The 26,464-nt window shown below is 62.9% G+C and carries 30 protein-coding genes; 18 read left to right on the top strand and 12 right to left on the bottom strand.

Translation table 11 applies throughout. From position 1 onward, the window contains the following. Positions 1 to 346: 346 nt before the first annotated feature. The 6 genes from JKL45_RS06560 to JKL45_RS06535 all read left to right on the top strand — a co-directional run bounded on the left by JKL45_RS06560 (position 347) and on the right by JKL45_RS06535 (position 5,133). A complete protein-coding gene (locus JKL45_RS06560; RefSeq protein ID WP_201860304.1) occupies positions 347 to 2,323 on the top strand; it encodes an acetyl/propionyl/methylcrotonyl-CoA carboxylase subunit alpha in 1,977 nt (658 codons plus the stop codon). Between the two features lie 54 nt (positions 2,324 to 2,377). Further along, positions 2,378 to 2,815 carry a DUF1489 family protein gene (locus JKL45_RS06555; protein WP_201860303.1) on the top strand — a complete coding sequence of 146 codons (438 nt, stop codon included), beginning with the start codon at positions 2,378 to 2,380 and terminating at the stop codon, positions 2,813 to 2,815. 27 nt (positions 2,816 to 2,842) lie between these two features. Then, the gene (locus tag JKL45_RS06550; RefSeq protein ID WP_201860302.1) at positions 2,843 to 3,103 is read left to right on the top strand and encodes a hypothetical protein; all 261 of its coding nucleotides are present in this window, start codon (positions 2,843 to 2,845) and stop codon (positions 3,101 to 3,103) included. Between the two features lie 80 nt (positions 3,104 to 3,183). Next, entirely contained in the window at positions 3,184 to 3,540 is a 357-nt protein-coding gene (locus tag JKL45_RS06545) for a hypothetical protein (RefSeq protein WP_201860301.1), read from the top strand. A 92-nt stretch (positions 3,541 to 3,632) separates the two neighbouring features. Continuing rightward, complete coding sequence (locus JKL45_RS06540) at positions 3,633 to 4,340, top strand: glutathione S-transferase N-terminal domain-containing protein (protein WP_201860300.1); 708 nt, start codon at positions 3,633 to 3,635, stop codon at positions 4,338 to 4,340. A gap of 82 nt (positions 4,341 to 4,422) precedes the next feature. Next, positions 4,423 to 5,133, top strand: coding sequence for a DnaJ domain-containing protein (locus tag JKL45_RS06535; protein ID WP_201860299.1), 711 nt, complete (start codon positions 4,423 to 4,425; stop codon positions 5,131 to 5,133). A 77-nt stretch (positions 5,134 to 5,210) separates the two neighbouring features. Here JKL45_RS06535 and JKL45_RS06530 read toward each other — a convergent pair whose 3' ends face one another. Beyond that, entirely contained in the window at positions 5,211 to 6,809 is a 1,599-nt protein-coding gene (locus tag JKL45_RS06530; RefSeq protein WP_201860298.1) for a D-alanyl-D-alanine carboxypeptidase, read from the bottom strand. Positions 6,810 to 7,065: 256 nt separating this feature from the next. Here JKL45_RS06530 and JKL45_RS06525 point away from each other — a divergent pair, with 256 nt between their 5' ends. The 4 genes from JKL45_RS06525 to JKL45_RS06510 all read left to right on the top strand — a co-directional run bounded on the left by JKL45_RS06525 (position 7,066) and on the right by JKL45_RS06510 (position 10,832). Further along, a complete protein-coding gene (locus JKL45_RS06525; protein WP_201860297.1) occupies positions 7,066 to 7,398 on the top strand; it encodes a phasin family protein in 333 nt (110 codons plus the stop codon). Positions 7,399 to 7,670: 272 nt separating this feature from the next. Beyond that, entirely contained in the window at positions 7,671 to 8,084 is a 414-nt protein-coding gene (gene clpS / locus JKL45_RS06520) for an ATP-dependent Clp protease adapter ClpS (protein WP_201860296.1), read from the top strand. 28 nt (positions 8,085 to 8,112) lie between these two features. Then, on the top strand, positions 8,113 to 10,575 hold the full coding sequence (gene clpA, locus JKL45_RS06515; RefSeq protein WP_201860295.1) for an ATP-dependent Clp protease ATP-binding subunit ClpA: 2,463 nt from the start codon (positions 8,113 to 8,115) through the stop codon (positions 10,573 to 10,575). Then, positions 10,572 to 10,832, top strand: a complete 261-nt coding sequence (locus JKL45_RS06510) for a hypothetical protein (RefSeq protein WP_201860294.1) — start codon at positions 10,572 to 10,574, stop codon at positions 10,830 to 10,832. Before clpA ends, JKL45_RS06510 begins: the two co-directional genes overlap by 4 nt. 69 nt (positions 10,833 to 10,901) lie before the next feature. On the opposite strand, the gene JKL45_RS06505 is transcribed toward JKL45_RS06510, so the two are convergent. Beyond that, positions 10,902 to 12,863 (bottom strand): HWE histidine kinase domain-containing protein, encoded by a 1,962-nt coding sequence (locus JKL45_RS06505; RefSeq protein ID WP_201860293.1) that lies wholly within the window; start codon positions 12,861 to 12,863, stop codon positions 10,902 to 10,904. Between the two features lie 235 nt (positions 12,864 to 13,098). Between JKL45_RS06505 and JKL45_RS06500 the strand changes: the two genes are divergently transcribed. Beyond that, positions 13,099 to 13,671: an NADPH-dependent FMN reductase gene (locus tag JKL45_RS06500; RefSeq protein ID WP_201860292.1), complete on the top strand. Its 573-nt coding sequence runs from the start codon at positions 13,099 to 13,101 to the stop codon at positions 13,669 to 13,671. Here JKL45_RS06500 and JKL45_RS06495 read toward each other — a convergent pair. The 3 genes from JKL45_RS06495 to JKL45_RS06485 all read right to left on the bottom strand — a co-directional run bounded on the left by JKL45_RS06495 (position 13,668) and on the right by JKL45_RS06485 (position 16,126). Next, positions 13,668 to 14,843: a GNAT family N-acetyltransferase gene (locus JKL45_RS06495; RefSeq protein WP_201860291.1), complete on the bottom strand. Its 1,176-nt coding sequence runs from the start codon at positions 14,841 to 14,843 to the stop codon at positions 13,668 to 13,670. The genes JKL45_RS06500 and JKL45_RS06495 overlap by 4 nt on opposite strands. A 63-nt stretch (positions 14,844 to 14,906) precedes the next feature. Next, positions 14,907 to 15,659 (bottom strand): glycerophosphodiester phosphodiesterase family protein, encoded by a 753-nt coding sequence (locus JKL45_RS06490; RefSeq protein ID WP_201860290.1) that lies wholly within the window; start codon positions 15,657 to 15,659, stop codon positions 14,907 to 14,909. Continuing rightward, positions 15,656 to 16,126 carry a RidA family protein gene (locus JKL45_RS06485; RefSeq protein WP_201860289.1) on the bottom strand — a complete coding sequence of 157 codons (471 nt, stop codon included), beginning with the start codon at positions 16,124 to 16,126 and terminating at the stop codon, positions 15,656 to 15,658. Before JKL45_RS06485 ends, JKL45_RS06490 begins: the two co-directional genes overlap by 4 nt. 126 nt (positions 16,127 to 16,252) lie before the next feature. Between JKL45_RS06485 and JKL45_RS06480 the strand changes: the two genes are divergently transcribed. Beyond that, positions 16,253 to 17,092, top strand: coding sequence for a cell envelope integrity EipB family protein (locus tag JKL45_RS06480; RefSeq protein ID WP_201860288.1), 840 nt, complete (start codon positions 16,253 to 16,255; stop codon positions 17,090 to 17,092). Here JKL45_RS06480 and JKL45_RS06475 read toward each other — a convergent pair. Both JKL45_RS06475 and JKL45_RS06470 read right to left on the bottom strand, forming a co-directional pair. Then, positions 17,089 to 18,357, bottom strand: coding sequence for a DNA polymerase IV (locus JKL45_RS06475; RefSeq protein ID WP_201860287.1), 1,269 nt, complete (start codon positions 18,355 to 18,357; stop codon positions 17,089 to 17,091). The genes JKL45_RS06480 and JKL45_RS06475 overlap by 4 nt on opposite strands. 11 nt (positions 18,358 to 18,368) lie before the next feature. Then, positions 18,369 to 18,659 carry a DUF3572 domain-containing protein gene (locus JKL45_RS06470; RefSeq protein WP_201860286.1) on the bottom strand — a complete coding sequence of 97 codons (291 nt, stop codon included), beginning with the start codon at positions 18,657 to 18,659 and terminating at the stop codon, positions 18,369 to 18,371. Positions 18,660 to 18,758: 99 nt separating this feature from the next. Here JKL45_RS06470 and JKL45_RS06465 point away from each other — a divergent pair, with 99 nt between their 5' ends. Together JKL45_RS06465 and JKL45_RS06460 are read left to right on the top strand one after the other, a co-directional pair. Further along, positions 18,759 to 19,142 (top strand): response regulator, encoded by a 384-nt coding sequence (locus tag JKL45_RS06465; protein ID WP_201860285.1) that lies wholly within the window; start codon positions 18,759 to 18,761, stop codon positions 19,140 to 19,142. 514 nt (positions 19,143 to 19,656) lie between these two features. Beyond that, positions 19,657 to 21,498, top strand: coding sequence for an adenine deaminase (locus tag JKL45_RS06460; protein WP_201860284.1), 1,842 nt, complete (start codon positions 19,657 to 19,659; stop codon positions 21,496 to 21,498). A gap of 97 nt (positions 21,499 to 21,595) precedes the next feature. Here the strand turns inward: JKL45_RS06460 and JKL45_RS06455 are convergent, their stop codons facing one another. The 4 genes from JKL45_RS06455 to JKL45_RS06440 form a co-directional block, all read right to left on the bottom strand. Next, entirely contained in the window at positions 21,596 to 22,717 is a 1,122-nt protein-coding gene (locus JKL45_RS06455; RefSeq protein ID WP_201860283.1) for an FUSC family protein, read from the bottom strand. A gap of 77 nt (positions 22,718 to 22,794) precedes the next feature. Then, entirely contained in the window at positions 22,795 to 22,974 is a 180-nt protein-coding gene (locus tag JKL45_RS06450; RefSeq protein ID WP_201860282.1) for a hypothetical protein, read from the bottom strand. 70 nt (positions 22,975 to 23,044) lie between these two features. Then, the gene (locus tag JKL45_RS06445) at positions 23,045 to 23,422 is read right to left on the bottom strand and encodes an SPW repeat domain-containing protein (RefSeq protein ID WP_246498338.1); all 378 of its coding nucleotides are present in this window, start codon (positions 23,420 to 23,422) and stop codon (positions 23,045 to 23,047) included. Between the two features lie 4 nt (positions 23,423 to 23,426). After that, entirely contained in the window at positions 23,427 to 23,690 is a 264-nt protein-coding gene (locus JKL45_RS06440) for a glutaredoxin family protein (RefSeq protein WP_201860281.1), read from the bottom strand. A 253-nt stretch (positions 23,691 to 23,943) separates the two neighbouring features. Here JKL45_RS06440 and JKL45_RS06435 point away from each other — a divergent pair, with 253 nt between their 5' ends. Then, on the top strand, positions 23,944 to 24,210 hold the full coding sequence (locus tag JKL45_RS06435) for a hypothetical protein (RefSeq protein WP_201860280.1): 267 nt from the start codon (positions 23,944 to 23,946) through the stop codon (positions 24,208 to 24,210). A gap of 19 nt (positions 24,211 to 24,229) precedes the next feature. Here the strand turns inward: JKL45_RS06435 and JKL45_RS06430 are convergent, their stop codons facing one another. Then, complete coding sequence (locus JKL45_RS06430) at positions 24,230 to 24,490, bottom strand: hypothetical protein (protein ID WP_201860279.1); 261 nt, start codon at positions 24,488 to 24,490, stop codon at positions 24,230 to 24,232. A gap of 153 nt (positions 24,491 to 24,643) precedes the next feature. Here JKL45_RS06430 and JKL45_RS06425 point away from each other — a divergent pair, with 153 nt between their 5' ends. From JKL45_RS06425 to JKL45_RS06415, 3 genes are all read left to right on the top strand, one after another. Next, positions 24,644 to 25,021: a response regulator gene (locus JKL45_RS06425; RefSeq protein WP_201860278.1), complete on the top strand. Its 378-nt coding sequence runs from the start codon at positions 24,644 to 24,646 to the stop codon at positions 25,019 to 25,021. Further along, positions 25,021 to 25,656: an SGNH/GDSL hydrolase family protein gene (locus JKL45_RS06420; RefSeq protein ID WP_201860277.1), complete on the top strand. Its 636-nt coding sequence runs from the start codon at positions 25,021 to 25,023 to the stop codon at positions 25,654 to 25,656. Before JKL45_RS06425 ends, JKL45_RS06420 begins: the two co-directional genes overlap by 1 nt. A gap of 200 nt (positions 25,657 to 25,856) precedes the next feature. Further along, positions 25,857 to 26,438: a hypothetical protein gene (locus tag JKL45_RS06415; RefSeq protein WP_201860276.1), complete on the top strand. Its 582-nt coding sequence runs from the start codon at positions 25,857 to 25,859 to the stop codon at positions 26,436 to 26,438. Positions 26,439 to 26,464: the final 26 nt, after the last annotated feature.

Raw genomic sequence — 26,464 nt, 5'->3', positions numbered from 1 at the left:
TGCAAATTATTTGCAATAAGAAGCTAGCGTGGAACAAACGTCTCGGCAAGAGGAGAGTTGCACAAGGTTGCATCGGGAGCGGCGCTTTAAGCCGAAAGGGGAACCCAGCCTGTTGGAGGCGGAGGCCTCTGGACGGTTCCCGCGTGACAAGTCCCTTGAGGTTTGCTCTAGAGCACCGGACCCAAAAGTGGATTTGCGCTTTTGGGATCCACACGATGCTCAATGGATAACTTGCGCATCGTGTGGAGCGGACCCGAAGGGCCACGTGAGTGAAAATCGGATCCACTTTTTCGAACGATGCGCTAGGTTTCCCAAAACCTGAACGGACATCAGACAAGGGATGGACATGCTCGAGAGCGTCCTGATTGCCAATCGCGGCGAGATCGCGTGCCGCATCATCCGCACCGCCCAGCAGCTGGGAATGCGCACCATCGCGGTCTATTCAGAGGCCGATGCAAATGCGCTTTTCGTGCAGATGGCGGACGAGGCCCATCTCATCGGCCCGCCGCCCGCCCGTGAGAGCTATCTCCAGATCGACCGGATCATCGAGGTCGCCAAGCGCACCAAGGCCACTTCCATCCATCCAGGCTACGGCTTCCTGTCCGAGCGGGCGGAGTTCGCCGAGGCCTGCGCGGCGAACGGCATCGTGTTCGTTGGCCCGCCTGCCTCCGCCATTAAGGCCATGGGCCTCAAGGACGCCGCCAAGGCCCTGGTGCAGCAGGCCGGGGTGCCGGTGGTGCCGGGTTACCATGGCTCCAAGCAGGATCCGGACTTCCTGCGCCAGAAGGCCTATGAGATCGGCTATCCGGTGCTTATCAAGGCGGTCGCGGGCGGCGGCGGCAAGGGCATGCGGCGCGTCGAGAAGGCAACGGATTTCGATTCAGCGCTTGAGAGCGCCCAGCGCGAGGCCGCGAGCGCTTTCGGCGATCCGCGCGTGCTGGTGGAAAAATACATCCTCTCGCCGCGTCATATCGAGATCCAGGTTTTTGCCGACAGCCACGGCAACGTGGTGCATCTCTTCGAGCGCGACTGCTCCCTCCAGCGCCGCCACCAGAAGGTGATCGAGGAAGCGCCGGCTCCCGGCATGCCGCCCGCGATGCGCGACGTGATGGGCCGGGCCGCCGTCGAAGCCGCCCGCGCGGTCGGCTATGTGGGCGCCGGCACCGTCGAATTCATCGCCGACGGCCGCGAGGGGCTGAGGCAGGACCGCTTCTACTTCATGGAGATGAACACCCGCCTGCAGGTGGAGCATCCTGTGACGGAGGCAATCACGGGGCTCGACCTCGTGGAGCTGCAGTTCCGCGCGGCTTCCGGCGAAAAGCTTCCCTTCGATCAGGAGGATCTCACCATCGATGGCCACGCTGTCGAGGCGCGGCTCTATGCGGAGGATCCGGAGAAGGAGTTCCTGCCCTCGACCGGAAAGCTCTGGGCCCTGGAATTCCCGGAAGGCGATGGTATCCGCATCGATACCGGCGTCGAGGCCGGAGCGGAGGTCACGCCCTATTACGACCCGATGATCGCCAAGGTCATTGCGCATGGCGCGACCCGTGATGAAGCGCTCGACAGGCTGGCGGAGGCGCTCGGGCAGACGATTGTCGCCGGCCCGAAGACCAACGCGGCCTTCCTGAAAAAACTCTGTGAGGCGGAAGGGTTCAGGGCAGGGCAGTTCGACACCGGCTTCATCGAGCGCAATCTCGACGCGCTCGGCGTCGGGCCTAAGCCGCGCGACGATGTCGCCGTGTCGTTCGGCGCGGCGGCGCTCATCTCGCGGGAGATCGAGCGGCTGCGCATGGCCGAACTGCAGAAGAGCGACGAGCCTTCCTCTCCCTGGTCGAGCCCGGATGGCTTCCAGCTGCTCGGCGCCCGCAGCGTCGGCGTGCCGCTTCTCGTCGATGGCGAGCAGGTGGATGCGCGCGAGGTCTTCAGCCCGGAACATCACGGCGCAAGCACGGTGGCTTTCGGCGAGAGCGACCCCTGGGCCGATGAGGAGATCGACCGGGAGGTCGAGGCACCGCACGGCGTCTACATCCTGCGCAATGGGCGCCAGACACTGGTGCAGCCTTATGATCCCTTCGATGTGGATCTCGAACACATGGACGAGGGCGGCTCCATCAAAGCTCCCATGCACGGCAAACTGATTGCGGTATTCGTGCAGCCCGGTGATAGGGTCGAAAAGGGGCAGCGCCTCGCCATCGTCGAGGCGATGAAGATGGAGCATGTGCTTGTGGCGCCGTCCGATGCAGAGGTGGCGGAGATCGCCGCCGAACCGGGTGCGCAGGTGGCGGAAGGCGCGCGTCTGATCGTGCTCAAGACGGAGGACTAACCTGCGGCGCATCGCCGGATTTCCGATCCTGCAGGCGCATGGTTGAAAGCGAACATGGCTCTTCACCTGATCAAACTCTGTGTCGGCTGCGACTCCATCACCGATCTCGAGGAATGGATCGAGGAGAACCGTGCGCTTCATCAAAGGCTGGGGCGCGACTACGAGCAGACGCACACGACCCGCATGGTGCCCAAGCGCGTGGAAGAGCTTCTGGGCGGCGGCTCGCTATATTGGGTCATCAAAGGCCATGTGGCGGCCCGGCAGGCGCTTCTCGACGTCCGACCCTTTACGGATGGAGAAGGCATCGGGCGCTGCCGGCTGGTGCTGGACCCCAAGGTGGTTGCCGTGGAGCCGAGGCCCTACAGGCCGTTCCAAGGCTGGCGCTACCTCGTTGCTAAAGATGCCCCACGTGATATCGATGGGAAGGCTGGCGATCTCGCCAAGATGCCTGAGGACATGCGCCGGGAACTGGCAGAACTCGGTCTTCTCTAAATTATGTGAATCTGCGGAGGCGTTGCGATGAAGCTCCCGATCATCTTGTCCCTGCTGCTGATTGCCTCAGCTGGCCCGGCGCTTGCGAAGGATTGCCGCATGCCGCACCTCCCGCCCGGCATGGAAGTCCGGCTGCCGCCCGGATGCGACGAGCCCCTCCCGCCCCGTGGGTCGAAGGGGGAAAGACGAGGCGGTGTGAGGGCAGAGCAGGGCTTCATCGATCTCGGCAACGGAACACAGGTGAAGATCAGCGGCCGCGTCCGGACTGAATTCGGGGTCTCTCGTTAGACTTTTTTGCTGGGGATCTTTCTGGAACCTCGCTGGCGCGATTCGCATTGGCTCAGCAGTTCAGTTGAGTGGAGGTTCCGATGCTGATGTGTGCATCCGAAGGCCGGCACTGGCGTTACGAGGTCTGTGAGCATGACGACGGGTATCTCGTCCAAATGCGCGACCTGACGACCGGGGAGCTGGATGAAGAATTCTCCACCATCTTCCGCACCCTGCCGGTCGCTTTCGCCTATGCCGAGATGTCGGCGGCCTACGAGCGCTTTGCGGCCTGCGAGCTGGAGCAGTCGGAGGACGAGCAGATCGAGTTCGACGTGGAAGCCACGGAGCGCCACTTCATCGATCTGAGCGACCGACTGCACGATTCAGGCATCAACGGGATCGTCGTTCAGGCCTGGGAGCGCGAGAGCCAGCGCGGTGCTGTTCGCCTTCTGCACTGAATCTTGATCGGCGGCAGCGGCTTCGCGGTTGCAAGCCGTTGCCGCCCCTCTAGCATCCCTCCACCACGACTCATGTCGCTGATGGAGTTCCCATGGCCGATCTGTCCGCCTTCCCGATCACCAGCCGCTGGCCGGCTCAAAATCCCGACCGCATCCAGCTCTATTCCACACCGACGCCGAACGGCGTGAAGGTCTCCATCATGCTGGAGGAGACCGTACTGCCCTACGAGCCTCACTTCATCGATATCGGCAAGAACGAGACCTGGATCCCCGAATATCTTGCGTTGAACCCGAACGGCAAGATTCCTGCCATCGTCGATCCGAACGGCCCCGGCGGAAAGCCGCTCGCCCTGTTCGAGTCGGGCGCCATCCTCCTCTACCTCGCCGAGAAGACCGGTCAGCTTCTACCCTCCGAGCCGGCGCGCCGCTACGAGACGATCCAATGGGTGTTCTTCCAGATGGCCGCGGTCGGCCCGATGTTCGGACAACTCGGCTTCTTCCATAAGTTCGCCGGTCGCGAGATCGAGGATAAGCGGCCGCTTGAGCGATACCGCAACGAATCCAAGCGCCTGCTGGGCGTGATCGAGACTCGGCTCGAAGGTCGCGACTGGATCATGGGCCAGGATTACACCATCGCCGACATCTCCCTGCTGGGCTGGGTGCGCAACCTGATCGGCTTCTACGGCGCTGGGGAATTGGTCGAGTTTGAGAGCCTCAAGCGGGTGCCAGCGTGGCTGGAGCGGGGTCTGGCCCGTCCGGCCGTTCAGCGAGGCCTTGCCATTCCGGCTCGTCCGGAGTGAGCCTGCGCCTGCCGCATTGTTTCAGGCGGCGATTTACATCCGCCCCATCCCGACCCACATGTTGGGGTGGGGACGTAGAACCATGATGCTTCTTTTCGGAATCGCCGCAGTCGCCTTTCTGTGGTGGCTGGGCAAGACTTACACGCGCACCGACCCGAAGGCTTTGGCGAAGGCCGTCAGAACGATAGGCGGAGTGGCCGCTCTTGGCGCGGCCGTGTGGGTAGGGGCCAAAGGCCAGCCCGGCCTTGCGCTCCTCATCGGCGGGCTCGGCGCATGGGCGCTGGGCTGGAACGTTCTTAAGCTTCCTGGGCCATGGAGCCGGTTTCAGCCCCAGCCAGGCCGCTTCTCCCGCATCCGTTCAGCCATGATCGAGATGGAGATCGACCATGCCACGGGAGCCGTCGAGGGCAGCGTTCTGGTCGGGGCCTTCGCGGGGAGGCGTCTCTCCAGCCTCGATCCGGGGAGCCTGCGCCGTCTCTATGACGAATGCAGCGCCCACGATCCGCAGGGTGTTCCCCTTCTAGAGGCGTATCTTGATCGCCGGTTTGCCGGCTGGCGTGAAGACGCTCAGGGAGATCGTGACACGCGGACGCGCACTCATGCGCAATCGGGCGTAATGACGAAAGAAGAAGCCTATCAGATCCTGGGGCTTCAGCCGGGTGCGGGCCTCGACGAGATCCGAAAAGCGCATCGAACCTTGATGAAGAGGCTCCACCCCGACCATGGGGGGACGGCGTACCTCGCGGCTCGCGTCAACGAGGCGAGAGAAGTCCTGCTGGGCCGACATCGCTGATACTCCACGCGCGATCCGGTGATCTTAGCTGAGACGGCGCAAACACACGCACCGTCTCAGGGGCCTTCAATCCTGCCTCAGCCGCGGGAGGCGAAGCAGTTCACGCCGCTCTTCTTGAGCTGCTTGCAGGCTTTGGCAGCATCATCCGATTCCGAGAAGCCGGAGAAGCGGGCGCGGTAGAGGGTGCTGCCGTCGACGGTCACCTTCTCGGTGAACGGCGCGGCCTTGCCGAGCAGCTTGCCGAAGCGGCTGCGGGCCGTATCGAGCATCTCCTTGGCCTTGGACTCGTCATCGGTGGCGCCGAGCTGGATCACCCAGCCGGTCACCGCCGGACGCTCAGCCTTCTTCGGCTCGGGAGCTTCGACCTTGAGCGAGGCGGTCTTGGTCGGAGCCGCTGCGGCAGGCGCCGGCTCGATAGGCGTCGCTTCGATCTTGGCCACCAGGGCAGCCTTCTGTGCTGCCGGGATCTGGGCCGGAGCTGCCTGCGGAGGCAGGGCGGCATAGGCCTGGGCGTTCAGCGGCAGCGGTGCCTGACCCTTCTGCCAGCGCACTGAGGAGGTGGAGGACGGGGTCGTGGTGGAGCTGGCACCCGTCGCGGATGCCACCACCGGGCGCAGGGTGTTCAGATCGAGCGGCTTGCGCTCGGGAGCAGGCTGGGGTGTCGTGGCCTGGGCCATCGGAGCGTCAGGCGTGGCGGACGCAATCCTGATCGGAGCCTGGGTGGGAGCCGGCTCGACCGGACGTGGAGCCGGAGCCTCGGCCACCATAGTGGGCTGAGCGGAGCCTTCGACCACCGGCGGGGCGATGCGAGCACCGGCATAGGCGCGGGGCAGGTGATCGTCGACCAGGGAGGCCATCTTCTGGTCGCGCGACGCGCCGGAGCGGCCGCCGAGCACCACGGCGACGATGCTGCGGCTGGCGGTGTTGACCGAGGTCAGCAGGTTGAAGCCGGACAGGCGGGTATAGCCGGTCTTGATCCCGTCCACGCCCTCGACCTTCCCCAGGAGCCGGTTATGGCCGCGGATCGTGCGCTTGCCGTACTGGAAGGAGCGTGTCTCGAAATAGGCGAAGTACTTCGGGAATCGGTCCTGGATCGCCCGGCCGAGGATCGACAGGTCACGCGCGGTGGTGATGTTCGGCGGATCGTGCGGCAGGCCGTGCGGGTTGTAGAAGGCCGTGGAGCTCATGCCGAGCTCCCGGGCCTTGCGGGTCATCATCTGGGCAAAGGCTTCTTCCGAGCCGGCGACGTTCTCGGCAACCACCACGGAGACGTCGTTGGCCGACAGGGTGACCATTGCCTTGATGGCGTCGTCGACGTCGATGGTCGAGCCAGGGCGCAGGCCGAGCTTGGTCGGCGGCTGGCTGGCGGCATAGGACGAAACCGTCAGAGGGGTATCGAGGCTAATCCGGCCCCGATCCATCTGCTCGAAGAGCAGGTAAAGGCTCATGACCTTCGTGATGGAGGCGGGAATGCGAGGCGCATCGATGTTCTCGCCCTGCAGGATCTTGCCTGTCTTCGCATCGACCACGATGGACGCGCTCGGGGGGCTGTAACCGCCTCCGGCAGGTGCCTTGCGACGCGCCGCCTCAGCGGGAGAGGTGACCGTGATGGCAAACGACGCAACGATACCAACGAGAGCCCATGCCTTTCGGTGTCCTGTCAAAACCGAATTCATGCTGAAAATTCCCTGTTTCGCTTGGGTTTTAGGCCCTTGCGCCCGGCTCTCTGAAAGGAACCGTTGCTGGCGCAACACATGCTCTGACGGTAAGAGGTTGCGGTTACGAGGGCGTTAACAGGGACGATTCTCTTGCACGGCTTATTGTGCAATGCACAATGGAACTTGACAAAAATTGTGCACTGCACATATAAAGCTCCGTCAGCTGCTCAAGCGGCGCCGACCATCAGTTAACGACTTATTGTCGAGGTTCACAATGCTTCAGCCGTTCACCCAGATTCAGAAGCTCGGCCAGGACAACCTGGATGCCACCATGAAGGCGCTCGGTGCCTTCTCCAGCACCTCCCAGGCGATCGCCACCGAGGCGGCCGAGTTCGCCCGCAAGTCGTTCGAGCACACCTCCTCGACGGTCGAGAAGCTGCTTGGCGTCCAGACCCTGGACAAAGCAGTCGAGATCCAGACGGCCTACGTGAAGGGCGCCTACGACAACCTGGTCAGCCAGTCGACCAAGATGGGCTCGCTCTATTCTAACCTCGCCACCGAGACGCTGAAGCCCTACGAAGGCCTCCTGCCCAAGACCGCTGCCTAACGCAAGCGAGCTTCCTATCCTTTAGGATGAAGCGCCCGGCCTCGTGCCGGGCGCTTTGCGTTGGGCGGGTGAAACGGAGGCTTGGCTCTCATTTCGGTGTGGTCGCGAAGGCGTGACCAAGATGTCGCTCTTTTCTTCCATCCTGCGACCACCCATCTGGTTGATCTGGCGAACCGGATGGAGCGACTATAGATTTGGCTTTGGCTGTGGCTCGAACCGGGATGCAGCCCATAGGCAGGGCCTAGACGAGAAGAAGGGGCGATCGTCCGACGATGCTGCGGTTAGCTTACGGTACAATGACTCTGTCGGGGCAGTCTCCGATTTCGGCTGCCGGCGGGTCGGAGCCTCCTGAGCCTCCTGGGAGAGATCCTGGAGGCGATGATGGCGGTCGCTCCAACACGGCCATCATCACGAAAACCAAGCCGCGCACGAAACGGCCTAACCTTTACCGCGTTCTCCTCTTGAACGATGATTACACCCCGATGGAGTTCGTGGTGCATGTGCTGGAGCGTTTCTTCAACAAGAACCGGGAGGATGCGACCCGGATCATGCTCCATGTGCACCAGAACGGCGTCGGGGAATGTGGAGTTTTTACGTACGAAATTGCCGAGACCAAGGTGACGCAGGTGATGGATTTCGCCCGCAAGCACCAGCATCCTCTGCAATGTGTAATGGAAAAGAATTAGCCGAGCCCCGCTCATAAAGGACAAGCCGTTGCCGAGCTTTTCTCGCAGTCTTGAACAAGCCCTTCACCGAGCCCTCGCTCTTGCCGGCGAGCGCCGTCACGAATACGCAACCCTCGAACACCTTCTCCTGGCTCTGATCGACGACCAGGATGCGGCCGCCGTCATGCGGGCCTGCAATGTCGATATTGACGTTCTCCGCCGCAACCTCGTGGATTATGTCGACAGCGAACTCGCCAATCTCGTCGCGGACGGACGCCAGGATTCCAAGCCGACGGCCGGGTTCCAGCGCGTGATCCAGCGGGCGGTGATCCATGTCCAGTCCTCCGGACGGGATGAAGTGACGGGCGCCAACGTGCTGGTCGCCATCTTCGCCGAGCGGGAGAGCCATGCGGCCTATTTCCTGCAGGAGCAGGACATGACCCGCTACGACGCGGTCAACTACATCAGCCACGGCATCGCCAAGCGTCCGGGCCTCACCGAGAGCCGCTCTCCGCGTGGGTCCGAGGAGGAGGCGCCGAACGAGCGCCCGACCCAGGACGAGGGCGATGCGCGAGCCAAGAAAAAGGGTGACGCGCTCGAGGCTTACTGCGTCAACCTGAACAAGAAGGCGAAGGAAGGCCGGATCGACCCGCTCATCGGCCGTGAGTCCGAAGTGCAGCGCACCATCCAGGTCCTGTGCCGCCGCCAGAAGAACAATCCGCTCCTCGTCGGCGATCCCGGCGTCGGCAAGACCGCCATCGCGGAAGGTCTCGCCCGCAAGATCGTCCAGGGTCAGGTGCCGGAGGTTCTAAAAGGAGCGACCGTCTTCTCCCTCGACATGGGCACGTTGCTCGCCGGCACCCGCTATCGCGGCGACTTCGAAGAGCGTCTGAAGCAGGTGATGAAGGAGATCGAGGCGCATCCGAACGCCATCATGTTCATCGATGAGATCCATACGGTGATCGGCGCCGGCGCCACCTCGGGCGGCGCCATGGATGCCTCCAATCTCCTCAAGCCGGCTCTCGCCCAAGGCAGCCTTCGCTGCATCGGCTCGACCACCTACAAGGAATACCGCCAGTATTTCGAGAAGGACCGGGCCCTCGTGCGGCGCTTCCAGAAGATCGATGTGAACGAGCCGTCCGTGCCGGATACCATCGAGATCGTGAAGGGCCTGAAGCCCTATTTCGAGGACTTCCACAAGCTCAAGTACACCAACGAAGCCGTGAAGGCCGCGGTAGAACTGTCGGCCCGGTACATCAACGACCGGAAGCTGCCGGACAAGGCGATCGACGTGATCGACGAGACCGGCGCGTCGCAGATGCTTCTCCCCGAGGGTCGTCGCAAGAAGACCATCGGCATCAAGGAAATCGAGGCCACCATCGCCACCATGGCCCGGATCCCGCCCAAGACCGTGTCGAAGGACGACGCGGAGGTGCTTGCGCACCTGAAGGAGACCCTCAAGCGGGTCGTCTACGGGCAGGACAAGGCCATCGAGGCGCTTTCCTCGGCGATCAAGCTGGCCCGTGCCGGCCTGCGCGACGCGGAAAAGCCCATCGGGTCCTACCTGTTTGCCGGTCCCACGGGCGTCGGCAAGACCGAGGTCGCCAAGCAGCTCGCCACGTCGCTTGGCGTCGAGCTCCTGCGCTTCGACATGTCGGAGTACATGGAACGGCATACGGTCAGCCGCCTGATCGGCGCGCCTCCCGGCTATGTGGGCTTCGACCAGGGCGGTCTCCTGACAGACGGCATCGACCAGCATCCGCATTGCGTGCTCCTGCTCGACGAGATCGAGAAGGCGCATCCGGATCTGTTCAACATCCTGCTCCAGGTCATGGACCACGGGAAGCTGACGGACCACAATGGCAAGCAGGTCGATTTCCGCAACGTGATCATCATCATGACCACGAATGCGGGCGCGGCCGACATGGCTCGCCCGGCCTACGGCTTCACCCGCACCAAGCGGGAAGGCGACGACACCGAGGCCGTGAACAAGCTGTTCACGCCAGAGTTCCGCAACCGCCTCGATGCCATCATCTCCTTCGGGCACCTGCCGAAGGAAGTGGTCCAGAAGGTCGTCGACAAGTTCGTCATGCAGTTGGACGCCCAGCTCGCCGACCGCAACGTGTCGATCGAGCTTACGGACGAGGCGCGTGACTGGCTGGTTGAGCATGGCTACGACGAGGCCATGGGCGCCCGTCCCATGGGCCGTCTGATCCAGACCACCATCAAGACGCCCTTGGCGGATGAGGTTCTCTTCGGCCGCCTCAAGGACGGCGGCGCGGTCAAGGTCGTGGTCAAGACCGACGAGATAGGGCTGCAGAGCCTGGGCTTCGAATATGTGGAAGGCCCGGTGAAGCCGAAGCCCGAGAAGGTCGTGACGAACGCCAAGAAGAAGCCCAAGGCGAAGTCCGCATCGTCGAAGGCGAAAAAGTCCGTGAAGCCGAAAGGATCAGATGGTAATGGAGGCGGAGGTGTCCGCACCGTTCCGAAGGTTCCATTGGTTAGAGCATGACGAGTGAAATTCACGAGGGGCCGCTGCAGGCTTCCCGCACCCTAGACGCTCCGGCGGCGGTCTCGAAAGCCTCTTGGCGCGAGAAGCGCTATCAGCGCCGTCGCCGGCGTGTCTGGTTCGAGGAGATCCTCGGGTGGATCCTCGTGCCGGTTATCGTTCTTGGCTGTTACTGGTTTCTGGAAGTGGGCCTGAGCGCTCTCGGTACGTCGCCGGCGGCGATCATGGAAGGCATCGAAGCCATCCTGGCCAGCCTGTAAGGGTCGAGCTTCAAGCCAATATCATGAAGCCGTGCCGGGTTATCGTCCGGCACGGCTTTTCTTTTGGGGCTAGGCGATCGGCGCGTCGACGGTGCAGACGATTCCGGTCCGCGCGAAATCGATCGTCGCCCGCCCATGAAGGTCCTGAGCAAGGCTGCGCTCGATGAGGCGAGTGCCGAAGCCTCTGCGTTGCGGGATCTCGACGGCCGGACCGTTGCTCTCGGACCAGACCAGATGCAGACGCTTTTCCGGGCCGTTGTTCACCGACCAGGCAATCCGGACTTCGCCGCCTTCATTGGACAAGGCGCCGTACTTCACCGCATTCGTGGCAAGTTCCTGGAGGGCCATGGCGATGGCCAGCGCCATGCGGGGCGAGAGGCGAACGTCCGGCCCTTCCATATGGATGCGCGTCTCGCGCTCGTGCCGGTAGGGAGCCATGGCTTCCCTGACGATCTCGAGGAGGCCTGCGCCATCCCAGTTCTCCCGCGTGAGCACGTCGTGGGCACGGGAGAGGGCGAGCAGACGCGCCTCCATGGCCGAGCGAGCTTCCCCCATGGTGCCGGCATTGCGGAGAGTTTGGGAGGCGATGGACTGCACGGTCGCCAGGGTGTTCTTCACCCGGTGGTTCAGCTCGTGAATAAGAACCTGCTGATGTTCCTCCGCCCGCTTTCGATGGGTAATGTCGACGACGATCCCAGGAAAGCGGACCGGTTGCCCTGCCACGTAGTAGCAGCGCCCCTGAGCGGACACCCATTGGACCTGTCCATCCAAGCCGATGGTGCGGTACTCGGCGGCATAATACGCGCCTGTTTCGAGCGCCTCTTGAATCTGCTCTTCGACGTGTGCCCGGTCGTCCGGGTGAATCCCGCTGGTGAAGTCGCTCAGTGGCACACCTGACGCGATGGCGTTGGGATCGACGCTAAACAATGCCGCGAAGCGCTCATCCGCATAAATGCGGTTGGACGCGATATCCCAATCCCAGGTGCCAACGACGCCGGAGGCCTCAATGGCGAGTTGCAGCCGCTCCTCGCTCTTACGCAGGGCAGCCTCTGTGCGGGCCCGTTCCACGGCATCCCAGGTCCGTTCCGCCACATCCTTGACGAGTTTCACCTCACTATCGCTCCAGAGGCGGGGAGTCCGGTTGTGAACGTAAAGGGCTGCCATCATGCGCCCGCGCTTGATCAGGCTCACCGTAATGACCGACGCCGTTTCCAGAAGCGCAAAGGCAGCCAGGTGGGCAGGCGAATTGGTGCGTGGATCCGTTGAAACGTCATGGACGACAAGGGGTTCGGCGCGTCTGAGGGCCTGGAGAATCTCAGGTCCGAAGGCCGCGAGATCGTGCGTCCCGGTCTGGTGAGCGAGGGTGCCGTCGGTCCAGTTGCTCTCGGTGGTGAAGTAGCGGGCCGTCTCCTCGACCTCGCCATATCCCACTCTGCTCGTTTTGAGATGCTCGCCGAGCATCTCCTGTGCTGCCTTAATCACGCTGACCGGCTCAGAGAGGCCGCGCAAGCGGTCGCTCAGCCGAACGAGGAATTCGAGCCTCTGCTCGCCCTGAACCTTTCCCGTCGTTTCGTGTACGATGCAGACGATCCCGCCGATCGCTCCTGACTCGTCGTGGATCGGACTGTACGAAAAAGTCCACCAGGTTTGTTCGGGGTAGCCGTTGCGTTCCAGAGTAATCGGCAGATCCTCGAAGTAGCTGGCCTGCCCGAGGAGCGCCCTCTCGGCAATCGGGCCGACCGTTCCCCAGGCCTCTGCCCAGACATCGCGAAACGACTGACCCAGTGCTTCCGGCTTCGAACCGAGCATTGGTGCATAGGCATCATTGTAGAAGCTCGTCAGTTCCTGTCCCCACAGCATGTAGATGGGAAACTTGGAGTGGAGCATCATGCTCACAGCTGTTCGCAGAGAGTTCGGCCAAGCCTCGATGGGGCCGACCGGCGTTGACGACCAGTCGTGATCGCGGACGCGCTCGCCCATCACTCCGCCATTGGCGAGAAAGTCCGGTCGGGGCTTGAAACGGTCGTGCATCAAGCGTTCTCGCGCGGGGAGCTGATCGGGAGGAGCATGAATATTGGAAGGTTCCGCAGAAGGGCCTAAGGTCCATAGTCCACATATGAACCTATGTCGTGCAATTTCTAGAGCACTGTTTGAGGCCTGCTGACGCGAAGCGTCCGTTCCTCAAAGCGTTTCATCGGAAGTTTTGACTTGCTTCTCCTGAAACTCGGCCTCTCATGAGCAGTCAGAGCGAGGAGGCGAGGTGACAATGACGAAACTGATTGGCTTGTCAGGCAGCCTGCGGGAAGCCTCGTACAATACGGCCCTTCTTCGCGGTGCGGCCGGCATGATGCCGGAAGGTTCGGAACTCATCGTCGAGACCATCCGGGGCATTCCGCTTTACGATGCGGATCTGGAAGCATCCGAGGGAATTCCGGAGAGGGTGACGGCACTGAAGGACGCCATCGCGGCTGCGGATGGACTGCTCCTGGTGACGCCTGAGTACAACAATTCGATTCCGGGCGTGTTCAAGAACGCCATCGACTGGCTTTCCCGCCCGGATGCGGACATCAAGCGCGTTTTTGGAAACAAGCCTGTGGCCGTGATCGGCGCCTCTCCCGGTGGTTTCGGCACCATTCTTTCCCAGAATGCATGGCTCCCGGTCCTGCGCACCTTGAAAGCCGATTTCTGGTCTGACGGTCGCCTGATGGTGTCGCGGGCCGGGACAGTCTTCAATCAGGACGGTAGCCTGACTGATCAGAAGATCGAGGATCAGCTTCGGAGATTCCTTGAAGGCTTCGTCGTCTTCGCGCGGCAACGTGCACCTGCGGCCAGCGCCTAATCCTCTTCCCGATGCTTGAACGGGGTAGCGTCCTCCAACTCCCCGGCGGCTTCGGATACGTAAAGGCGCTCCTGATCGAGATAGGCCTCGATGGCGCGGCGCAGTCCCGGGTCGGCGATGTCGTGGGCCGACGAGGTCAGCACGGGCCTGTAGCCGCGGGCCAGCTTGTGCTCACCCTGAGCTCCCGCCTCGACCCGGTCGAGCCCTCGCGCGATGGCAAACTCGATGGCCTGATAGTAGCAGACCTCGAAATGCAGGAACGGATGATCCTCGATGCAGCCCCAGTTGCGTCCGTAGAGGCGCTTGTCGCCGATGAAGTTTATGGCGCCGGCGATGTAGCGCCCGTCGCGCTTCGCCATGACGAGCAGCACCCGGTCTGCCATGCGCTCGCCGATGAGCGAGAAGAAGAGGCGATTGAGGTAGGGCTGGCCCCATTTGCGGGAGCCCGTATCCATGTAGAAGGCGAAGAAGGCGTCCCAATGCGCCTCCGTGATGTCCTTGCCGGTCACCCATTCGACTGTGATGCCGTTGGAAAGCGCGTCGCGCCGCTCGCGGCGGATTGCCTTGCGCTTGCGCGAGGCAAGTGCCGCCAGGAAGTCATCGAAGGTGCCGTAGCCTTCGTTGAACCAGTGAAACTGCTGGTCGTCCCGCCGCAGGAAGTTTTCAGACGTGAGGGCTTCGAGATCGTCCTGCTGCAGGAACGTCGCATGGATGGACGAGGCGCCGGTCTGATCCCTGAGCGCTCGCAAACCGGCTATGAGATAGGAGCGGATCTCCGCCGCCTGCGGCCCGCTTGGCACGAGGAGGCGAGGGCCGGTGGCGGGTGTGAACGGCACCGCCATCTGGAGTTTGGGGTAGTATCGTCCACCGGCCCGCGCATAGGCGTCAGCCCATGAATGGTCGAACACGTACTCGCCCATGGAATGGGACTTGAGGTAGCAGGGCGCGGCGCCGAGCAGTTTTTCGGATTCATCCTCCACGACAACATGCACGGGCGTCCAACCGGTCTTGGCCCCGACGCAGCCGGAATCCTCAAGCGCGGACAGGAAGGCGTGGGAGACGAAAGGGTTGAACCGATCGTCGTCGCCGGACCCCATCCCTAAGGCACAGGCGTCCCAATCCGCGGCAGGAACCGCCTTCAGGCCTTGGGCGATTTTGACTTGGAAGCTCACTGGGTGGAAGGACCCCGCCGTTAGGGATTAAGAGCTAATCACTCGGCGAGATCCTTGCAACCGTCAGGGCAGAAAGCCTTCGAACACCATCTGGTCCGCGTGCTTCTCGGCGCGGGCGCGATCCTCGGGATTGCGAACCGTCCAAGTCATGACGGGCAGGTTGCCCATGATCCTGCTGAGATGGGTCGAGGCGCAGGGGATGTCCTTCACGCGCCAGGAGAGGAAGTGCGGCTGCGTCTCCCCGAAATGGAGCAGGTTGGCCATCCGGTGCTTCTTCTCGGGCGTCAGGAAGCTGTCGGCCTTGGACGCATATTCCAGCTCGCCGATGAACCCGCGCGTGATGTTCGGCGCATGCTCGCGCAGATGTGCGACGATGTCTGGATCGAAGGATTTGATGACGAACGGGCCGTCGTAATCCTTGAGGATCTCGATGACCCGCTTCGTCAACCGCATGTCCTCGTTGAATTGGCTCTTGATCTCGACGACGAGCGGCGTGCGCCCGGCGATGGTCGCGAGATAATCCTTGAACGAGGGAATCTTGTCTCCGCCCTTGGCGCCGGCAATGTCGATCCGGGTGAGGTCGGAGAGCTTTCGCTCAGCCACGAGTCCGGCCTCACCGGTCAGACGGTCGAGCTCGAAATCGTGGAAGACAATGGCCTCGTTGTCGGCGGTCAGCTGAACGTCGAGCTCGACGGGAAAGCCGCGCGCGATGGCGGCTTCCGCGGCCGAGACCGTGTTCTCGATGACGCCTTCGACTTTGTTGTGAAGGCCGCGATGGGCGATGGGCTTCGCGACGAGCCAGCCGGGAGTGCTCATTGGACTTCGAACATACCTTCGACCTCGACGCAGGCATCGAGCGGCAGTTCGGCAACGCCCACGGTCGAGCGCGCATGCCGGCCGGCATCGCCCAGCACTTCGACCATCAGGTCGGAAGCGCCGTTCATGACGGGAGCGAGAGCGGCAAAGGTCGGCACCGCATTGATGAAGCCGCCGAGGCGCACGCAGCGGGTGACCTTGTCGAGATCGCCGACAGCGGCCTTCAGCTGGGCGAGAAGATTGATGGCGCAGAGCCGCGCGGCTTCCTTGGCGACCTCAGACGCGACCTCGGCGCCGACCTTGCCCTTGTGGGCATCGGCCATCTTGCCGTCGAGCCCGAGGCAGAGCTGGCCGGAGATGATGACGAGGTTGCCGGTGCGGACGAACGGCACGTAATTCGCCACCGGTGCCGCCGGGGTCGGCAGGGTGATTCCAAGTTCCTGAAGTTTCTTGTCGACTGCGCTCATTTCAAGCCTCGATGTGTGACATCATCCGGACGGAGTAGTGGCGGATGAGCCGGAAGGACGCAAGCGGGAACATTGCCCTGTGGGCAGGAGCGGCCTATCTTGGCTGCCGTTGCGTCGGGAGAAGATATGCGTTTGTTCGTTGTGGCCGCAGGCCTGTCCATCGCCTCGCTGATGCCCGCTGCCGCGGAGACGGCGAAGACCCCGGTTCACCTCGCGCCCCATCGGGCCGTCTATGATCTCTCGCTCCTGCGGGCGGCTGGCTCCAACGGGGTCGAGAATGCGAGGGGGCGCATCGCCATGGAGTTCGGTGGCGACGCCTGCGACGGATACACCCTCAAGTACCGTCAGGTGACGATCCTCAACAGCGGAGAGTCTGGCGCCAATACCATGGACGTCCAGACCGCCACCTATGAGACGGGCGACGGTCGCTCCATGCATTTCAAGTCCACCTCGCTCCGGCAGGGTTTGATCAAGGACAGCGAGGTCGACGGCGATGCCAGGATCACCCCGGACGGCATGCTCAATGTGGATCTCAAGCAGCCGAAGAAGACCGCGTTCGGCTCGACCGGCGAGACGGTGTTTCCGACCGAGCACCTCAAGCGCCTCATCGAAGCCGGGCGGCGGGGCGAGACGACCCTGTCGGTCAGGGTCTATGACGGCTCCAACAAGGGCGATAAAATTTACGACACCCTCGGGCTGATCGGCCGCAAGATTGAGCCCGGCACTGCCCTGGCGTCCCTGGAGGAGGCTGTCCGGAAGGACGATCTCGCCTCCTTGTCCCGTTGGCCGATCACCATCAGCTATTTCGAGGACGGCAAGGGCGACCGGACCCCGGTTTACCGGATTTCCTTCGAGCTCTTCGAGAACGGCATCAGCCGTGACCTCAGGCTCGACTACGGCGACTTCGCCCTCAAGGGTGAGCTGAAGAGCCTCGACGTCCAGAAGCCTGGTCCCTGCCAGCGTTAAGGCTTTCGCAGGACAATTCCCTTCTGCAGGGCGCCAGCGCCAAACTTGTCCCGGATCTTGTCGATGGCGGCTTCCATATGGGCCTGCCGGACCACGGATTGGTCCGCGAGGTCGCCCTTGTCGGCATCCGCCGCATCGCAGAGATCGGCGGCGCCGATGCCGATAAGGCGGAAGGCGGTGCCGTCGCAGGAGGCTTTGAGGAGCTGCCGGGCGGAATCGAACAGGCGGGCGGCGAGCTGCGTCGGTGCGAGACCCGAGCGGGTGCGGGTGAGCAGCCGGAAGTCTTTGTCTTTCAGCTTCAGGGTCACGCTGCGCCCGGCCAAGCCCGCCTTCTTGAGGCGGCGTGAAACCTTCTCGGAGAGGCGCCAGAGGATCGGCTCCAGTTCGTCGAAGGACCGCAGGTCCGTCTCGAACGTGGTCTCCGCCGAGATGCTCTTGGTCTCCCGCTCCGGCGTTACCTTCCTGTGATCCTCGCCCCAGGCTAGCCGGGACAAGCGCTGCGAGTCGCGGCCGAGCGCCTCGAACAGGGTCCTCAGCTCCACGTCCCGCAAATGCGCGATCTGCGTCACGCCCACCTTCGCGAGCCGGGCCTGGGCCGAGCCCCCGATGCCGGGAATGATGCCCACCGGCTTGTCGGCCAGGAAATCGGCGGCTTCCTCCCGGCCGATGATCGAGAAGCCGCGCGGCTTCTGGAGGTCGGAGGCGATCTTGGCCAGGAACTTGTTGTAGGAGAGCCCGACCGAGATGGAGATCCCGATCTCGTTCTCCACCTTGCGGGCGAAGCGCGCCAGCGTCAGGGCTGGGCTGCCGTGGTGCAGACGCTCCGTTCCGGTGAGGTCCAGGAAAGCCTCGTCGATGGAGACCGGCTCCACCAGCGGGGTCAGCTCCAGCATGAGCTGGCGCACCTCGCGGCCCGCCTTGCTGTACTTCTCGCCATTGGGCTTGATCACGGTCGCATGCGGACAGAGCTTCAGAGCCTGGAACATGGGCATGGCGGAACGCACCCCATAGACGCGCGCCATGTAGCAGGCGGTCGACACGACCCCGCGCTTGCCGCCGCCGATGATCACCGGCTTGTCGGCAAGGCTCGGATCGTCCCGTTTCTCCACGGCGGCGAAGAAGGCATCGCAATCTACATGCGCGATGGACAGGCTGTCGCGCTCCTTGTGCCGCAGCAGGCGAGGGGACCCGCAGGCCGTGCACCGTGCCGCCAGGGAGCTGGCGGATAGGGTCATGCAGTCACGGCAGAAGGGAGCGTCGCTCATGGATCGTAAGGCTATTCGAACTCGGAGGGAGACAGGGTCCAGCGGGCACTCATGACGTGCTCGGGCTTGGTGTCCAGCTCCTTGGCAAGCGCGATCAGCAGCGGCTCGTCGGAAACCACATAATCCAGGATCCCGGCAAAGAATCCGGGGGAAGAGGCTGCTGACCGGATATTATCCGGCCCCAGGCCGGAAACGGCCAGGAACCGCCCGAGGCGCTCCTCGTCGCTCGTGATGAAGGCAAAGGCCCCCACTGCGACATTTTCGGCCTCCTCGCGGGTAACTCTTTTTAAGGGTGTGTTCATGCTGTCAGTTTGCATTTCATCAATAGGTTTGGACCTAACTATACCATCAGACGAAAATTCGGGCCGGTGAAGTGCGTTTTGGGCCCCGGGATAGCGCCAATGAAGAAGACCGTGCTCATTGTTGAGGATAACGAACTCAACATGAAGCTCTTCAACGATCTCCTCGAGGCTCATGGCTATGCGACCCTCAAGACCAGCCATGGCATCGAGGCCATGGAACTGGCGCGGGCTCACAAGCCGGACCTGATCCTCATGGACATCCAGCTGCCCGAGGTCTCAGGCTTGGAGGTGACCCGCTGGCTCAAGGCCGATGAAGAGCTCAAGTCGATTCCCGTCATCGCCATCACGGCCTTCGCCATGAAGGGCGACGAGGAGAGGATTCGGGAAGGCGGCTGCGAAGCCTATATGTCCAAGCCGATCTCGGTGGCCAAGTTTATAGCGACCGTGAAGACTTACCTTGAGGCAGACAGCAAGTCGGCATGACTTGGGGAAATCCTTAGCCGGGGTGAATCCGATGCCTGAGCAAGCGGATTCATCTCCTTGAGATACCTTTGCTTTAAAATTTTTGGAAAAATGCCGCTTTTTGGCCACATGGGCGCTTGCAACGCCTCATGTTTCCTATACGTTCGACCATAGTTTCCGCCTTGAGCGGAAGAAATGCCCTACGGATGCTCAGGTCCGCCGCATCTCCTGGGACTTCGTGGGCTCGGCCAGCCTGGGAGCGGATGTTGCCTCCTCAACGCTGCTCCCGGCTGGCCACCAACTCTTTCCAAGAAGGCGCCGCAAGGCGCCTTTTGTTTTGGCCAGTTGCCTTCTTAGGCGGGTTCTCGGGCGAACCTCCTGTTTCTTCAAGCGAATCAGCTACTTTCCTGTTTACGCCAAGCTTAGCCTTAAGGAAATATGCCCTTAGGTAAACCTGCGTCTCATGCGATGCGGGATGCGGTCTCGATCCCACCCTGCTAGCTTAAGCCAACGCTTTCCAATGGGATGAGGGATCATGGACCACCGCACACCTTCCTTGCCGCCCAAGACGGCATTGACCCGCTTTTCCGTCGCCCCCCTGTCCACCATGACCCGGCGCCTGGCCGATGTCGCATCCGGCCGTGCACCTGCCGATCTCGTGATCACCGGCGCCCGGGTCCTGTCCACCTACAGCGAGCGCATCACGCCTGAGCGCGAGGTTTGGATCGCCGGCGGACGGATCGCCGCTGTGAAGCCGGCTGGCTCCTACCGGCAGGTCGGGGGCACGCCGAGCCGCGTCTATGACGCCAGGGGCGGCATCATCGCGCCGGGGCTCGTCGATCCGCACATCCATATCGAGAGCAGCATGGTCACAGCCTGCGCCTATGCGGAGGCGGCTTTGCTCAACGGCACCACCACGATCTTCTGCGACAGTCATGAGATCGGCAACGTGATGGATTCGGCCGGCATCGAGATGATGCTGGAGGACGCCCGTCACGCACCCCTGTCCATTTTTCTTACCGTTCCCAGCACGGTTCCCGCCACCAGGCCGGATCTCGAGACGGCAGGCGGCGACCTGACGCCCGAAAAGATCGCCGCACTCTTCGACCGCTGGCCGGAAGCCGCAGCCCTCGGCGAGAAGATGGACTTCGTGCCCGTCACCATGGGCGACGAACGCAGCCACGCGATCCTCGCGGCAGCGCTGGTGCGTGGCAAGCCGGTCTCAGGCCACATCTATGGGCGCGAGTTCGTGGCGGCTTATGCGGCAAGCGGCGTAACCGACACGCATGAGGCCATCGATCAAGACATCGCGGACGATCTGCTCGATGCCGGTGTATGGATCTTCCTGCGCGGCGGCCCGCCGACGACGCCATGGCATTCGCTGCCGGAGGCGATCAAGACGATCACGGAGCTCGGCTCTTCACATAAGCGTATCTGCGTCTGCACCGATGACCGCGACGCGGACGACCTCATGCTGTTCGGCATGGACTGGGTGACGCGCGAGGCGCGCCGCGCCGGCATGAACCGCGAGCAGGCCTGGAGCATGGGCTCGCTCCATCCCGCCACGCGCTTCGGCATGGACGGCGAGATCGGCGGCCTCGGCGGCGGACGCCGGGCCGATCTCGTGCTGCTCAACGATGATCTCGACGTGCAGAACACCTGGTATGGCGGCGAACTCGTGGTCGAGGGGAAAAAGATTACGCCCGTGCTCGATCAGGCGCTCTCCAACCGCTACCGCTATCCGCAGGAGGCCTATCGCACGGTCCACATTCCCAGCGTGCCGAAGCTGATCCCCGACCTGCCGACAGAGGCCTGCACGGCCAACGTGATCCGCGTGGCGCTGCCGGGCATCGTTCTCTTCCACGACAAGGTGCAGTTGCAGAAGGAAGAGAGCTGGGACGCTCTGCTGACGAAGAACGACCTCACCTTCGTGACCGTGATAGAGCGCCATGGCCGCACGGGCGGCATGGGCGTGGCGCATGGGCTGCTGAAGGATTTCGGCCTGAAGAGCGGTGCAGTTGCGAGCAGCGTCGGACACGACTCGCACAACGTTATCGTGGCCGGCACCAATGAGGCCGATATGCGTGTGGCGCTTGAGACCCTGATCGAGGGTCAGGGCGGCGTCTGCGTGGTCGATCAGGGCCAGGTCGTCGCCATGGTGCCGCTGCCCATCGCAGGCCTTCTCTCCGACAAACGCGTAACCGAGGTGGCCGAGGAAACGCGGGCGCTGAAAGCTGCTTGGGAGAAGGCCGGCTGCAAGATCGCCTATATGGGCTTCAACCTGATCCCGCTCTCGGTGATCCCTGAGATCCGCATCACCGACAAGGGGCTCGTGCTGGTGCCGGAAATGGAGCTGGTGCCGCTCTACGAGAGGTAAGACCACCCCTCAGTTCTCATCCTGAGGACGTCACGTCACGGACCGTTTCGAAGGAGGCTCCAGTGCGCTCTGCAGCCTTCTTCGAGCAACAGGCAGATCAAGCCCACGGCGCCGTCGTGGTGCGCCGGGACGCCAGTTCGTCGGTGCGGGCCAGAAGGTCGCTCAAGTTCTTCTGAAACTGCTCGAAGGCAAAGCCCAGGGCGAAGACTTGTCCGAACGCCTTTGCAGACAACTCGCGGACGAGTGCATCAGCCCGGAGCGCGTCCGCCTCCCCGGTGAAGGCCTCCAGGGCTGCGCGGAAAGCTTCTGCGTCCGGCGGTTTCGTGTGTTGCCGGAGAGAATCGGACAAGTTCAGGAGCAGCGTGCGCGTGGCCTGATGCAGCGCCATGAGCGAAGGCTTGAGCCGGTCCAGGACCGGATCGGGCAGAGGGCTAGAGGCGGCGCGGCCGATCATCACGAGATCATGACGCACCCGGTAGAGGGTGCGAATGAGCGGCTCGGGATCGGGTGCCTCGGTGAGGTGGGTCCGGCGTTCCCGCGTCGCTTCCTCGGCGGCCGCTTCCGCCTTCTTAAGGGCGGAGCGGATCTGGGGATGGATTTTCTGCAGCGCTGGGCGATCTGTCGGGCCGGCGGTCAATTCGTCGATGAAAACAGTTACGAGATTCGCGTTGAGCGACACAACCTTGGCGGCCGCCTCGGTCATCAGGGTGTGGGCCCGGGCTGGAAGCACGAACAAGGAGACAAGCACCCCCACGACGTTGCCGAGCGTGATCTCCAGCACCCGGTCGATGGCGGAGGCGAGGGGGCCGATCACCTGTCCCGTCGGCGGCAGGAGCATGATGAGCGAGGTAATCGGCGCCACACGAAAGGCCGGCTTGACGGCCGCAAGCAGCGCCAGCGGGAACACGGCCACAACGATGCCGATCCCAAGGGTCAGGGCCGAGCCATGCGGGATGACAGCGGCGATAACGCCGCCATAGATGGCTCCCGCAAGCGTGCCGCTGAACCGCTCGATAGCGGCCTTGAGAGAGCCGCCAACGCTCGCCTGCATGACGACGACGGCCGTGATGACGGCCCAATAGCCCTGCGGCATAGAAAAGAAACGGGTGATCGCATAGGCAAGGACACCCGCGATGGTAACCCGCAGAGCCAGTTTGATCTCCGCGCTCCACGCACCGATGCGTTCGCCTGCCCGCTTGATCCACCCAGACAATGCCATCCGATTCTCCGAATACCGAGCATAGATGGCGGTTGGAAGAACCGGCTACGGGAATGATGTCTGGTCGAGCGGGTCTGTCAGCGGGGCAGGGCCACCAGATCCACCCCGCAATCGTCGCAGATGCCGAGGCTCGGTGACGCGATCATCTGCGTGGTTCGGCATTCCGGGCAGCCCTTCAGGGCCATCCTGAGGGATCTCACCACCTCATGGGCGCTTTGACGGTGAGCCTCACTTGCCTGGACGATGCTCTCGAACATGGCGGCCTCCCTTGTGGCGCCATGATGCTGCTCCTGCCCGGAATGCCCGTCAACGGCGTTTCCTGGGTATTCAGGCCGGTTCGCGGTGGCCTGTCGTCAACATGGGTTCGAGATGTGTGACAAGGCACGCGACGACGGAGAACGAGCCGAAAAGAACATGCGGCCATAGCACCTGGTCGGCGAAGCCGAACAGGAACGGAGAGGCGGCCAGCACCGCGCCGCCGAGCCCGTCGAGGATGAGATGCAAGGGCATCGGCAGGATCTTCAGGACGCCAAGTTCGTACGCGGTCAGAGCGGAATACAGGATTGCTCCCGCGCCGAACACGATGGCCACCCATGTGGCGGCCGGCACATCCGCAAAGCCGAAGAGCCAGGGGCTCGCCATGAGCGCGATGCCCCACAGGTAGTCGATCACGCCATGCACGCGGGTAGGAAGGAAACGCATCATGCTCTCACGCCTTGGCAGCGTTTTGTGCGCCGCCGATGTTCTGATCGAGCCACTGAATGATGTCCCGGCTTTCCAGGATCGGCTCCCCATCGACGACGAGGCAGGGCACCTGAGTCTTTCCGGTCAGCTGCGCGAGCCTGTTCTTCGCGTCTTCCGTCTCCGTCACTTCTGTGAACGCAATCTGGTCCTTCAATCCGCGCTCTTCGATAAAGTCGCGGACGCGGGCCGAGTAGGGGCAGGCCCATTTGTGGATGAGTTCGAGCTTCAAGTTTGCGTCCTTTCGGGTGCTATCGTTTGAGGGATCGGCGACGGAGCAGGGTGGCAAGCCGGACAATGAGGCCGGACAGCACGATGATCGTGCCGATCATCGTCAGCCAAATCGCCCCGCCTTCCACCGGATCTCTCCCTCAATGTCTGTTCGCCAACGTCAGGAGTGCGTGCCTGTTCCGTGAGGACCTGGCCTTGTGTCGGTACCTGTCCGCTCTAGTTCGCCGGACGTCATGGAGAGGATTCGGCGGCGGATGAGCAGGATCGAATGGCGTCAGGACCAGGTGGCTGGCGTGCCGCTCAACCGCCATGTCGGTTTCGTGGGATCCGTCGAGGTGGGCAGCGTGGCCTATGACGGCAGCAACCGGTTCTGGATCTGGTCGACGCCTCTGCAGGAGGACGTTTGGGGTTATGGGCCTACGGAACAGGCCGCCAGACAAGCCCTCGAAATGTGGCTGGCATCCTGGCTGGAGAACTTCAGGCCGTTCTTCCAGGCCGGCAGCGGGACGCCGCCAGCCTGACTGCTAGTAAGGCGCGCCGTCAAACTCGTGTGCTGCGGCCACGCCCGAGGAAGTAGTAGAGCAGGGCCGCAACCACGACCACTGCGACGATGATCCAGACCCAGTCCATGCCTTCCCCTGCAGCCGTGCCCGGAGTGGTACCCGTCGTCGTACCCGACGGGGAGGTCGTTCCGCCGCCTGGTGTTCCGGGTATGCCGCCCGGCGATGTCTGGGCCATGGCGATGGCACTCCAGACCGTCAGCATCATGGTCAGCAAGGATACCTTGAGTGTCTCGATCATCTGATCTCTCCTCGGCCCGTCATCGGGCCTAGGATCAACGTCCGCCTGCGACACCCCGTTCCGGTCTGACGGGCAGGGACTGCGCTGCGGAACAAGGACAGCTTTCCCTCAGTTGTCGCAGCACGCTTTCTTCTTGAGATGGGAAACGGGCGCGTGCCTTCGCAAAACCAACTTCCGGTGATCGTTCTGGTGGACGAGGAGCCGACCATCCGGCAGGCCATTGCCAGCCACCTGCGGGACGCCTCTTTTGACGTTCTGGAGGCAGCGGATTCGGACGAAGCCCTGAAGCATCTCGAAGTCTCGCCTGCGGTTGATGGCCTCGTGACCGACGCTCACCTGCCGGGCAGGATCGACGGACACGAACTCGCCGGCTTGGCGCGCAGGCGCTGGCCGGACCTCGCGGTGGTGATGATGTCCGGCCATTCCGACGCCACCTCGGGTCCCGTACCGCCGGGCGGCGAATTCGTCGCCAAACCGTATCTGACGACCCACCTCGTTCCAACCCTGAACCGGCTCCTCGAGAGAGGCTGATGACCCACGTTGTTCTGCTCGGCGACAGCATCTTCGACAACGGCGCCTATGTGCGGCGCGGCGAGCCGGATGTGATCAAGCAGATCCGGGCAAAGTTGCCCGCAGGGTGGAAGGCAACGCTCTGCGCGGTCGACGGCGCCGTCACGACAGGGGTCCTAAGCCAGATGTCCCGGGTGCCCTCAGACGCAAGCCATCTCATTGTGAGCGTCGGGGGCAACGATGCGCGGCGCAGCAGCGGGATCCTGCGCGAGAGCGCACGTTCCGTTGCCGAGGTGATTGGAAAGTTTGCCGCTGTACAGGACGAGTTTTCCCGCAACTATCGCGCCATGCTGGACAGCATTCTCGACCAGCGGCTGCCGACCGCAATCTGCACGATCTACGACGCCCGCTTTCCCGACCCCCAGGAGCAGCGCCTCGTGGTGACGGCTTTGTCCATCTTCAACGACGTCATCACCCGTGAGGCTTTCACCCGCAGGCTCCCCCTGATCGACCTGCGCCTCATCTGCGACGAGCCTGACGATTATGCCAATCCCATCGAACCCTCCGCGAAGGGCGGCGACAAGATCGCCGGCGTGATTGCCCAGGTAGTGGCCGGGAATACTATATTCCCGCGCTCGCAGGTCTATGCGCATTGAGCTGTTCGGCCTCCTGAAGGCGCGGAGCCTTGTTGCAGGGTCTCTGTTACTTCAAGCGTCCAGCAATTCTGAACGAATCTTCAGAAAAGCGTGATTTCGCAAATAAAGATAAGGGTTTGGCAGCCAAGCTGCGAACCAAACCTCAAGTTATGAATTGGTTTTCCATTGAAGGGTATTTGCCGCTTCTCACGAGGTCGAACATGAAGAAGTTCGCATTACTGGCCAGTGTTGCCATCATCACTGTCGGAAGCGTCGGAACAGCCGACGCCCAGTACCGACGCTACCACCGTGGCGGTTGGAACAACGGCGGCGCGGTTGCGGCCGGCCTGATCGGCGGGGCAGTTCTCGGCGGTCTGCTCACCGCTGCGGCTACGCCGTCCTATGCCTATCCCGGTTACGGCTACGGCTACGGCTCCTATCCATACGGCGGTCCGGGTTACGGCTATCGTACCTCCTACAACTACGGCTACGGTTATCCGGCGGCCTATCCGGCCTATAACTATCCGGCTTACGGTTATTACTCTGCGCCCGTAACCCGAGTCGTCTACCAGCCTGCCCCGGTCTACCAGACCCGCGTTGTCTACCGTCAGCCGCGCATGGCGACACGTGTGGTTTATCGCGAGCCGCGTTACCGCACCCGGGTGGTCTATCGTGATCGCGACCGTCCCCGTGTCGTCCGGGCCTATCGCCGGGATGTGGTTAGCACGGGTTCGATAAGCCGCCGCCAGATCCGCGAGATGGACCGTGTTCGTCGCTGGGAAGACACCCGTTCGAGCCGCTGAGCGGCACAGAGGGCAACCTATCTGGG

Origin of the sequence: Microvirga soli (genome assembly GCF_016734765.1) — a bacterium.
GTDB lineage: Bacteria > Pseudomonadota > Alphaproteobacteria > Rhizobiales > Beijerinckiaceae > Microvirga > Microvirga soli.
The sequence above is the reverse complement of the archived record's forward strand: the minus strand, read 5'-3'. Positions and strand labels throughout refer to the sequence as shown.